At 72.6% G+C, this 10,023-nt stretch carries 10 protein-coding genes; all 10 read right to left on the bottom strand.

What is annotated here, in order from left to right; all coding sequences use genetic code 11:
- Positions 1 to 95: 95 nt before the first annotated feature.
- Positions 96 to 1,604, bottom strand: a complete 1,509-nt coding sequence (locus tag AB0I68_RS22910; protein WP_363179201.1) for an oligosaccharide flippase family protein — start codon at positions 1,602 to 1,604, stop codon at positions 96 to 98.
- Positions 1,601 to 2,368 (bottom strand): chain length determinant protein, encoded by a 768-nt coding sequence (locus AB0I68_RS22905; RefSeq protein WP_363179200.1) that lies wholly within the window; start codon positions 2,366 to 2,368, stop codon positions 1,601 to 1,603. The genes AB0I68_RS22910 and AB0I68_RS22905 overlap by 4 nt, the downstream gene beginning before the upstream one ends.
- 151 nt (positions 2,369 to 2,519) lie before the next feature.
- Positions 2,520 to 3,650: a UDP-N-acetylglucosamine 2-epimerase (non-hydrolyzing) gene (wecB, locus tag AB0I68_RS22900; protein ID WP_363179199.1), complete on the bottom strand. Its 1,131-nt coding sequence runs from the start codon at positions 3,648 to 3,650 to the stop codon at positions 2,520 to 2,522.
- 4 nt (positions 3,651 to 3,654) lie between these two features.
- Complete coding sequence (locus tag AB0I68_RS22895) at positions 3,655 to 4,911, bottom strand: nucleotide sugar dehydrogenase (protein WP_363179198.1); 1,257 nt, start codon at positions 4,909 to 4,911, stop codon at positions 3,655 to 3,657.
- Entirely contained in the window at positions 4,911 to 5,681 is a 771-nt protein-coding gene (locus AB0I68_RS22890) for a WecB/TagA/CpsF family glycosyltransferase (protein WP_363179197.1), read from the bottom strand. The genes AB0I68_RS22895 and AB0I68_RS22890 overlap by 1 nt, the downstream gene beginning before the upstream one ends.
- Positions 5,678 to 6,847 (bottom strand): hypothetical protein, encoded by a 1,170-nt coding sequence (locus AB0I68_RS22885; RefSeq protein WP_363179196.1) that lies wholly within the window; start codon positions 6,845 to 6,847, stop codon positions 5,678 to 5,680. Before AB0I68_RS22885 ends, AB0I68_RS22890 begins: the two co-directional genes overlap by 4 nt.
- Positions 6,848 to 7,275: 428 nt before the next feature.
- A complete protein-coding gene (locus tag AB0I68_RS22880) occupies positions 7,276 to 7,875 on the bottom strand; it encodes an acyltransferase (RefSeq protein WP_363179195.1) in 600 nt (199 codons plus the stop codon).
- A gap of 151 nt (positions 7,876 to 8,026) precedes the next feature.
- Positions 8,027 to 8,932, bottom strand: a complete 906-nt coding sequence (locus AB0I68_RS22875; protein ID WP_363179194.1) for a hypothetical protein — start codon at positions 8,930 to 8,932, stop codon at positions 8,027 to 8,029.
- Positions 8,929 to 9,477 carry a hypothetical protein gene (locus AB0I68_RS22870; protein ID WP_363179193.1) on the bottom strand — a complete coding sequence of 183 codons (549 nt, stop codon included), beginning with the start codon at positions 9,475 to 9,477 and terminating at the stop codon, positions 8,929 to 8,931. Before AB0I68_RS22870 ends, AB0I68_RS22875 begins: the two co-directional genes overlap by 4 nt.
- A 326-nt stretch (positions 9,478 to 9,803) precedes the next feature.
- Positions 9,804 to 10,016, bottom strand: a complete 213-nt coding sequence (locus AB0I68_RS22865; protein ID WP_363179192.1) for a hypothetical protein — start codon at positions 10,014 to 10,016, stop codon at positions 9,804 to 9,806.
- Positions 10,017 to 10,023 lie beyond the last annotated feature (7 nt).

Raw genomic sequence — 10,023 nt, 5'->3', positions numbered from 1 at the left:
CGGTCGCCAATACTCCGCATTGGCTCCCTCCTCCGCCTTGCAATCCACGGCACCAGACGACCCGGGCTATCCGGCCCTGATCCGCCGGACACCCCCTAGCCCCCGGCCGCCGCGGCCGTACCGGCGGGCGGGGTGCCGCGCAGGAAGCCGAGGCTCGGCAGGATGCACAGGACGTAGCACAGGGTGCCCGCGGCCGCCGTCGCGAGGAGCGCGAGGAGGCCGTCGCCGAGGAGCCGCTCCAGGCCGAGCACCACGGCGGCCATGACGGCGCCGCCGAGGAAGGGCCAGGCGCAGGCCCGCGCCACGGTTCGCAAGGCCACGCCCCCGCGGTGCAGTGCGAAGAGGAACACCGGCACCACGACCGCGCCCGCGACCAGCACGTGCCCCTGGGCCACTCCCACGATCCCGCCGGCGCCGGCGCCGATCACCAGGGCCGGGACCAGGATGACGAGCCAGAGTCCCTGGACGCCGATGAGCGAGCGGCGCCGGCCGATGGCGACCAGGCAGTCGTAGGCCAGTTCGCAGCCGATCCGGACCAGGCCGAGCGCCATCAGCCAGGGCAGCGCGGCGGCCGCGGGCAGCCAGCGGTCGCCGTAGACGAGCCCGACGATCGGCGCGGCCAGGGCGGCCAGCAGGACGCACAGCGGGACGGTGCCCGTCATCACGACGCCCAGGGCGCGGCCGAATCCGCCGGCCAGCGCTCCCGGCGAGCCGGCCAGCCGGGAGAATCCGGCGAACGAGACACGGCGGGCCGCCTCGGAGATGATCCGTACGGGCCAGCCGGAGATGTTGAAGGCGAGCACGTAGAAGCCGAGGGCCAGCTGGTCCAGGGCGGAGCCCACCACCATGGTGTCCACGTTGACGACGCCGAGGGCGAGCATGCTGGCCCCGGCGAGCGGGAGCCCGAAGCGGAGCAGGGCCCGGGCCTGTTCCCGGTCCCAGCCGAACCTCAGGGTGCCGGGCGCGGCGAGGCAGCACCCGGCGAGGGCGGCCGCGTTGCCGGCCACGGAGCCCCAGGCGAAGCTGATCGCGCCCCGGCCCTCGACGGCCAGCAGCAGGGTCACCCCCGTGCTGAGGACGAAGTTGACGGCGTCGATGGCCATCCGCCGGCCCTGCGCGAACTCCCGGGTGAGGAAACCGGCGGGCACCTGCGCCAGCCCGTCGAGGACCACGCACACGCACATCACCCGCAGGATCCCCGCGGCCTCGGGCGAGCCGAGCACGCGGGCCACCGCGGGGGCCGCCGTGAACAGCACGGCGTACAGCAGGCAGCTGGAGGAGGCGCTCAGGGTGAGCACGGTCGGGGCGAAGCGGCGCGGGTCGCCCTCCCAGCGCACGATCGCGAGGGAGACGCCGAGCTCGTTGGCGGAGAGCAGGACCAGCAGCACCGTCTGGGCGATCCCGTACACGCCCCAGGCCTCGGGACCGAGGAAGAAGCGGGCGAGGATGATGCCGGTGACGAAGTTGCCGAGGCGCATGACCACGGTGTTGACCAGGCTCCACCGGGCGGCGGAGCCGACCTTGCGCCCCAGCGACGGCGCCTCGGGCGGGGCCTGGACACCGGTACCGGTGTCGGTGCCGGTCCCGGTTCCCGGGCCGGTCACGGCGATCCGGCGGATGCCCGGGCGGTACGGGAGGCGCCCGCCCCGGAGTCCGCGGCATCGGGCACGGGCCCGGACGGGCCCGCCTCGGACGGGCCCGCCTCGGACGGGCCCGCCTCGGACGGGCCCGCCTCGGACGATGCGGGCCGGTGCCGGCCCGGCTTGCCCGACCTGCGGCGGCGGGCCTCCACGAAGAAGGTGGCCACCAGGCTGAGTACGAAGCCCAGCGCCCCCGCCATGATCAGGTACTGGAGCCGGGTCTTGGTCTGCGCCTGCGGCTTCTGGGGCGGGACGATCGTCGCCATGCGGATCATGGCCTCAGGCATCACCGACTGCTGGGCCTGGAACTCCTGCAGCCGCTTCTCGGCGTAGGCGGTGAAGACCTGGTCCGACTTCAGGACGGCGGCCGGATCGGTTCCGGTGACGCTCAGCCACATGAAGGGCCCCTGGGCGTTGTCGGCGATCTTCGCCTCGTACTCCCCGGTGACCCCTTGGGACTTGAGGTCGGCCCTCGAGTCGTCGGAGTTGAGGTTGCGGGCCAGGCCGTCGGCCATGCCGGTGAGCGAGGCCTGGGTGCTCAGGAAGGGGTTGCCGTCGAAGGCCACCGTGGCCTTCTTCGAGTTCAGGAGCGTCACCGTGCTCTGTGACCGGTACTCCACCGGGACCAGCAGGTACACGCCTGCGATGAGCGCGGCCGTGAGCAGCAGTCCGGGCAGCAGCACGTACCAGCGCCTGCGCATGACCCGCCAGATCTCCGCGAGATCCATGGTCTTCCCCCTCGCGGCGGCGTCGTGTCCTCCACGCGCCGCCGCCTTTTCATTGCGGTGATTACGGTTGTTGCGTTCGTGCGGTGTTGCGTTCCGCGGGTGTTGGGTTCCGTGTTGCGGGGCCGCTCTGATGCGCCGGCCGGTCCCGTCGCTACGGTGCTCCGGCCGCCCCGCCCGGTGCGAGGCCGGTGGGCCTCAGCCGGGTCCGCGCGGTCCCGCCGTCCAGCAGGACCCCGGCGATGCGCTCGCTCGCACGGCCGTCCCAGAGCTCGGGGCAGCGCGGCGCGGGCGGATCGTCGAGCACCCGGTCGACCGTGGCCGTGATGCGCTCCGGGTCGGTGCCCGCCAGTATGTTGGTGCCCTCCTCGACGGTGATGGGCCGCTCGGTGTTCTCCCGCAGCGTCACGCAGGGCACACCGAGGGCGGTGGTCTCCTCCTGGACGCCCCCGGAGTCGGTGAGCACCACACGGGCGGAGTCCTGCAGGGCGATGAAGTCGAGGTACCCGGCGGCCGGCACGATCCGGATACCGCCGGGGACGCCGATCCCGGCCAGCCGCTCCGCCGCCCGCGGGTGCACGGGAAGCAGCAGCGGGCAGCGGCCGGCGATCTCGCCCAGGGCCTTCAGCAGGCCGCGCAGCGCCCCGGGGTCGTCCACGTTGGCCGGCCGGTGCAGGGTGACCAGGCCGTACCCGCCCCGGGTGAGCCCGTACCGGTCCAGGACGTCCGAGGCCCTGGCCCGGTCCAGGTTGGCGAACAGGGTGTCGATCATGACGTTGCCGACGACGTGGATCTGGTCGTCCCGGTACCCCTCCGAGCGGAGGTTCGCGGCCGCGTCGGGAGAGGGCGCCAGCAGGTAGTCGCTGACGCGGTCGGTGGCGACCCGGTTGACCTCCTCCGGCATGCTCCAGTCCCGGCTGCGCAGGCCGGCCTCCACATGGGCCAGCAGCGGGCCGGCCTTCGCGGTGACCAGGGCGCAGGCCAGCGTGGAGTTGATGTCGCCGACCACCGCCACCGCGTCCGGGGCCAGCTCGTCGACCAGCGGCTCGAAGGCCGCCATCACCCGGCCGGTCTGCTGGGCGTGGGTGCCGGACCCGGCGCCCAGGTACCGGTCGGGGGGACGGATACCGAGGTCGCGGAAGAACACGTCGTTCATGGACTCGTCGTAGTGCTGGCCGGTGTGGACGAGGACCACCTCGGCGCCGCGGCGCTCCAGTGCGTCCATCACCGGTTTGATCTTCATGTAGTTGGGCCGTGCTCCGGCCACGCAGATGATCCTTGGCATGGTGTCAGAGCACCTCCACGGCGGGTCCGGAGAGCCGGTTGCGGCAGTCGAGTACGAAGGAGGCGTGCTCGGTGATCATGGCGTAGTCGAAGGAGTCGTGGTCGGTGAGCAGGACGACCACGTCGGCGGCGGCCAGCTCCTTGCGGGTCGGCTCGACCCGCACGAGGCGGGCGTCGACCTTGAGGCCCTCCACCACGTGGGGGTCGGCCGCGCGCACCTTGGCACCCATGTCCAGCAGCAGCTGGGAGATGCGGACGGCCGGCGACTCCCGGGCATCGCCGGTGTTCTTCTTGTACGCCAGCCCCAGCAGCAGGATCCGGGAGCCGTTGACCGAGCGGCGCTTCGCATTGAGCGCGTCGATGACGCGGCGCGCGACGTACTCGGGCATGTGGCCGTTGATGTCGTTGGCCAGCTCGACGAAGCGGAAGTTCTGGCCGAGTTCGCGCTGGACCCGCCAGGACAGGTACGACGGGTCGATCGGCAGGCAGTGTCCGCCGACCCCGGGGCCCGGAGTGAACTTCATGAAGCCGAACGGCTTGCTGGACGCCGCCTCGATGGCCTGCCACACGTCGATGTCGAGGTGGCGGGCGAACATGGCTATCTCGTTGACGAGGGCGATGTTCACGTGCCGGAAGGTGTTCTCCAGCAGCTTCGCCAGCTCGGCCTCCTTGGGCGAGCGCACCGGCACCGTCTTGTCGACGAGGCCCCCGTAGAAGGCCTCCACGGCCTTGAGCGAGGCCGCGTCCACGCCGGACACGACCTTGGGCGTCTGCTGGAAGCCCCAGACGGTGTTGCCGGGGTCGATGCGCTCCGGGCTGTAGCCGAGGTGGAAGTCGGCGCCGGCGGTGAGGCCCGAGCCGTCCTCCAGGATCGGGCCGAACAGCTCCTCGGTGGTGCCCGGGTAGGTGGTGGATTCGAGGACGACGGTGGCGCCCGGCCGCAGGAAGCGGGCCAGCGTGTGCGCCGACTCCTCGATGTAGCGCAGGTCGGGGGCACCGTCCTGTAACGGGGTCGGGACCGTGACGACCGCGACGTCGAAGCCGCCGCAGTCGCGTGCGAGTTCGCTGGGCTGGTAGGCGCCGCGCTCCAGCGCCCGGGTCAGCCGTTCGCAGGAGACGTCCTCCACGTACGACTCGCCGGCGGCGAGGCTCTTGACCCGCCGGGCGTCCACGTCGTACCCGACCACTTGGTGTCCGACCTCGGCGGCCCTGATGGCCAGCGGGAGGCCGACGTATCCCTGTCCCACGACGACGACGCGCATCAGTGACTCCTGTTCGCGGAACCGGCAGACGGTGTACGGCGGATGAGTTCCCGGACCGTCATGAGGAGGAAGGCGGTATTGGTGGTGAGGTAGCGCCTGCCGAGGCGGCGCGGCTCCTGGAGGGTGCGGTAGAACCATTCGAGGCCCACGCGCTGCCAGACCGCGGGGGCCCGCTTGGTGATGCCGGCCAGGATGTCGAAGGAGCCGCCGACGCCGTGCACCACGTGGGCGCCGGTGCGCTTGCCGTAGCCGGCGGTGAAGATCTCCTTCTTGGGCGAGGTCATGCCGAGGAACAGCAACTGGGCTCCGCTCTCCGCGACGGCGTCGGCGACCGCCGCCTGGTCGGCGTCGTCGAAGTAGCCGTTGCGGCTGCCGGCCACGCGCAGCGCCGGGAAGCGCTCGGCGATCCGGCGGAGCATCAGGTCCAGTACGTCCTGCCGGGCGCCGAGCAGGTAGACGGGGACGTCCGCGGTCTCGGCGGCGGCCAGCAGCCGCATGAACAGGTCGATTCCCGCCACCCGTTCGGGCAGCCGGACGCCGAGGACGCGGCCGGCCCACACCACCGCCTGGCCGTCGGCCAGGACGAGGTCGCAGCCGGAGACCGCCGCCGCGAGGCGGGGGTCGCGCCGCATGTTGACCAGCTTGGCGGCGTTGACCATGCCGATCTCGATCTGTTCACCGCGCCGTACCGCCTCGAGGCAGCGCTGCACGGTCTCGTCCATGGTCAGGGCGTCGAGCGTGACCCCGAAGAGGGACTGTCGTCTGTTCATCTCCGCGGCCCCCCGAGCCAGGCGTGGAGCAGCCAGCCGAACTCGTACGGCCTGCACTCGCGGTCGATCACGACGGGCCGGAAGACCCGGTCGAGCGGGGCCAGTCGTGCCCGCGGGGCCACCTTGGTGGTGAGTCCGCGGGCGGCGCGGACGGCCTTCGCGGGGTCGCCGCGGTACACCTTGCGCCAGGTGACGCCGTACTTCTCGAGGATCACGGGCTCGCGCGGGGTGCCGTAGGCCCCGCTGATCTCGGGCACGTCCGTCATCCAGCGCAGCCCCCGGCGGACGGCGGCGCCGAAGTCGGTGCCGCCCGCGTCGGCCAGGTCGAAGAGCGCGGTCGGGGCCATGGCGTGCTGGTGCACGCTGTAGACGGGGTAGCCCTCCACCACTGCGCCCGTGCGGGCGTCGTAGTGCCACCACCACTGCCCGCCGTCCCCCTGCAGTTCGCAGATACGGGCGGCGCAGGCGTCGGCGGCCGCGAGGGCCTCCGGGTCCGGTCCGCCCGCGTGCAGCCGGGCCAGCGCCTGGAGCGGATAGGTCTGGTCGGCGAAGCAGGCCACGTGGGAGCGGTACCCGGGAACCAGGCCCGGCCCGGTGGCGTGCGGGAACAGCGGACTGCCGTCCGTCCTGGCGCCCAGCAGGCGGTCGCGGGCGGCCGCCAGGCGGTCCTCCACGTCCACCGCGGTACGGGCCGCGGCGAGGGCGGAGAGCACCCAGGCCGCCTCGACGGTGTACTGCGGCCGTCCGGGGGCGTCCAGCGCGGCCACCCGCGCGAGGGCGTCCGCCAGCTTGGGGTGGCCGGTCTCGGCGGCGGCCCAGGCGATGAGTGCCGCGTCCCCGAGGTTCGTCACCGAGGGCAGCCGCTCCACGAGCAGACCGGCGTACTCCTCGACGCTGTGTCCGCCGAACAGGGCGCGCTGCCGGTCCTCGGGCAGGAACCGCGCCCCCAGCGCGGTGATGGCCGCGTACCGGGTGCTGGTACCGCGCACCTCCATGTGGCGGACGCCGTCGGAGGTGACCGTCCCCACCCGGGTGAAAACGAAGGAGTCGGAGCCCGGCAGGTACATCTCGGGCAGTCCCACCTCGGCCAGCGCGAGCAGCCGCTCGGCGAGCGCGTGCAGCGAGGGGTCCTCGTGGGCCAGTGCTTCTAATCGTGCGGCGGTCACCGGGTCCCCACCCCGGCTTCCCGTGTGCTGCGCGCACCTCGCATGTCCGAGCTGTACGGCTCCAACACACCTACCCCCTCTGATCGCTCCTCGGACAGAGCCGGCGGTCGTCGTTCCGCGGAGGGGACTGCGCATGACGACGCACGTGCCGGCGGTGTGATCCTCCCGATGGCACGAACCGTCCGGGGCCGCCCACTGGATCCCCCCAGCGATGCCCCGGACCGGAGCACACGCGAACGGCAGCGTCGGGCGGGCGCCATGATGCGCCGGCCGTGAGCTGGTCCGCGATGCCCTCGTCGTGTACAACCCCCCACTGAACAAAGCCTGTTGCCTGCTCAGATCCCGTGTACAGGGACAAGGTATGCCCAAGGGTGTTCGTTGATTGTGGTTTTGAGGAAATGCCACTGACCTAAATTGCCGACGTACCGTCAGGTCCGCTCGAGCAGGGTTTCGTCCTTCTCGTCGTGCAGCGCACCGGTGCGCGGACACTCCCACACGCCCGGTTCGCCCTCGTGTTCCACCAGGCGGACCCCGGCCCGGCCCACCCAGCCGATGCGGCGGGCCGGTACCCCTGCGACCAGTGCGAAGTCCGGTACGTCCCGGGACACGACCGCGCCGGCCGCGACCAGCGCCCACCGCCCGACGCGCACCCCGGCCACGCACACCGACCGGGCCCCCAGCGAAGCCCCCTCGGCCACCACGACACCGGCGGCCTCCCAGTCGCCGCCGCGCTTCTGCCGACCGTCGGGGTCGACCGCCCGCGGGTAGAAATCGTTGGTGAGTACGGCGGCGGGGCCGATGAACACCCCGTCGCCGAGTTCGGCCGGCTCGTAGACGAGCGCGTAGTTCTGCAGCTTCACGTTGTCGCCGATCCGCACGCCGGGCCCGACGTACGCCCCCCGCCCCACGATGCAGTCGCGCCCGAGCCGCGCGTCCTCCCGTACCTGCGCCAGATCCCAGATCGTGGTCCCGTCCCCGAGTTCGGCCGTCTCGTCGACCTGGGAGGAGGGTTGGATTCGGACACTCACGGGGCGGTCCCCTTACGGCTCGCGAGGCGTTCGGATGCACGGCGTAACGACGCGGTGACGTACTGGCGTACGGGGGGAGCATATGCGCCGCGGGGCCGCTTCACCCGGGAGATCAACCGACTGTTCACACACCGGACTTGGCGCCCTCGCGTCAGGCGCGCCGCCGCCACCAACGACGCGGAGGAGGCTGCTCGTCCTGCCGGTCGTCCTGCGGGCCGTCGTTCCGGTCGTCCTGCCGGTCGTCGTTCCGGTGCTCGTTCCGCTGCTCGGCGAGGGCCCGACGGGCGGCCTCGGCCGCCTCCGGGTCGTCGTACTCCCGGGAGATCAACTCGATCCTCCCGGTGGCGTGGTCGATCCGGATGGTGTCCAGCCCGAACCTGTCGAGGTCGGAGATCGTGGCCGCGTGCGTGACACGGTGGAGCGCGAGCGCCGAGACCATCGGGTCGTCCCCTCCGATCGTCACTTCCTCGGTGAGCAGCGTCTGCATGAACCGCTGTGACGCCGGGGAAGGGAGCTCCTCGCCGACGGCCATGTGCACCATGAGGTGTTCGCTGCCGGTGTCGAGCCAACGGGCGTGCGAGACCCAGACGCAGTGGATGTCCGGGAACTCCCGCAGCCGGCGGAAAGCCGCGTCGCGCAGGGCCACGGCGAGCGGGTGGGTGGACCAGGACAGTTTCATCCGCTGCCCGTCGCCGCGCACGCCTCGCCGGGCCAGGGCACCGAACAGGACCGGGATGGGGACGCCCACCGACGACCCGTCCGAGGCGAACAGCACCAGCTGCCCGGCGCCCGTCTCCCGGGCGATCTCCATCAGCCGTACCCCGTCGCAGCGGACGCCGCCCACGGCGTCGGGCAGGTGTTCCGTGCAGCCCGCCTCGCTGACGCAGCCGACCAGCGCCGGACCACCGTCCGCGTTGTGGCGGAGGAAGTACGGCGAGCCGTCGGCGAGGACGGGTACGAACACGCCTTGGTCGATCAGGGCGGCGAGGACCCGTTCCACGCCCGCCTCGGAAATGCCCTGGCCCTTGAGGTCGGCCAAGGCCGCGTCGAGTATCACCGGGCGATGATAGGACAGCGAGGGACCGGACCGGCCGTGGCGAACGGCCGGAGGGAAGTACGGACGGCGGGACATCGCGTGTTCGGGGTGCGACCGCCGCGCATCCGCCGATCGGGACCATGGACCGGCGCGGCCGTCAGCGGCCGTCGGGGTGGTGGGCGACGAGGCTGCGTGGCGAACTCGGGCGTGGGCAGGGCCCAGGCCGCGGCCGGGCCCGCGGCGATCAGGCCGGGGCACACCCAAGACCTGGGCAGCGCGAGCCACCACGGAGCCCTGCGCGCCACCCGCCCGGTACGCCGCGGCAGCAGCGGCGACAGGGCGAAGGGGACGGCGGCCGCCGCGCCGGCCGGCACCGGCACCATCTGCCAGCGCAGCCCGAGCACGCCGAGTGCCGCCCCGGACACCACGACGACCGCCGCCGCGGTGACGGTGACCGGCCCCCGGAGCCGGAGCGGAAGCCACCGCGCCAGCACCAGCACGACTGATCCCAGCACCAGGAGGACTCCCCAGGGGGACATCTGCACGTGTGCGCTCATCGCCTTCACGTCGCCATGTTCGAGGCGTTCCCGCAGCGTGGCGTCACCCTCGGGTGGTGCAGGCTCTGCGAGCTGAGTCGCATCGACCGCGGGGCACGCCGCATCCCGAATTTCTGTTGTCATATGCCTGTCGCATTGCGCGTATCCGCGCATATGGTGTGGCTCCGGACCAATCCCGGGCGCACGGCCCTCCCGCACTCCCCACGGGAGGGCCGTCGTGCTGACCGTCTCCGGTCAGACCCGGCGACCCGGTACCGGCGCTGCTCGGCGCATCCGCATGACACCGGCTGCCGCCGCGACGGACAGGAGGGCGTCCTCGCGGCCGTGCGGGGCGATCAGCTGGAGGCCGACGGGCTCGCCGGCGGCGCTGAGGTCGACGTCGCGCCCACGGGTACGCAGCCCGCCGCGATCGGCCGGGCCGTCTGGAGGGAGCGCAGTCCCTCGGTGGCCTTGACCGCCAGGGGCGCGCCGGCCGGCGGCAGCCGGTCCCGCTCCCGGATCCGACGGTCGATCGCTTCGGCACGCTCGGCGGCCGCTTGCGGCCACACCGCGGTG

This window comes from Streptomyces sp. NPDC050448, from assembly GCF_040655295.1.
In the GTDB taxonomy this organism is placed as follows: domain Bacteria; phylum Actinomycetota; class Actinomycetes; order Streptomycetales; family Streptomycetaceae; genus Streptomyces.
This window is presented reverse-complemented; position numbering and strand designations above follow the sequence as displayed.

Excerpts from the sequence above, each read along its gene's own strand:
- AB0I68_RS22905 (WP_363179200.1), bottom strand. The coding sequence starts at position 2,368 with ATGGATCTCGCGGAGATCTGGCGGGTCATGCGCAGGCGCTGGTACGTG.
- wecB (WP_363179199.1), bottom strand. The coding sequence starts at position 3,650 with ATGCCAAGGATCATCTGCGTGGCCGGAGCACGGCCCAACTACATGAAG.
- AB0I68_RS22895 (WP_363179198.1), bottom strand. The coding sequence starts at position 4,911 with ATGCGCGTCGTCGTCGTGGGACAGGGATACGTCGGCCTCCCGCTGGCC.
- AB0I68_RS22890 (WP_363179197.1), bottom strand. The coding sequence starts at position 5,681 with ATGAACAGACGACAGTCCCTCTTCGGGGTCACGCTCGACGCCCTGACC.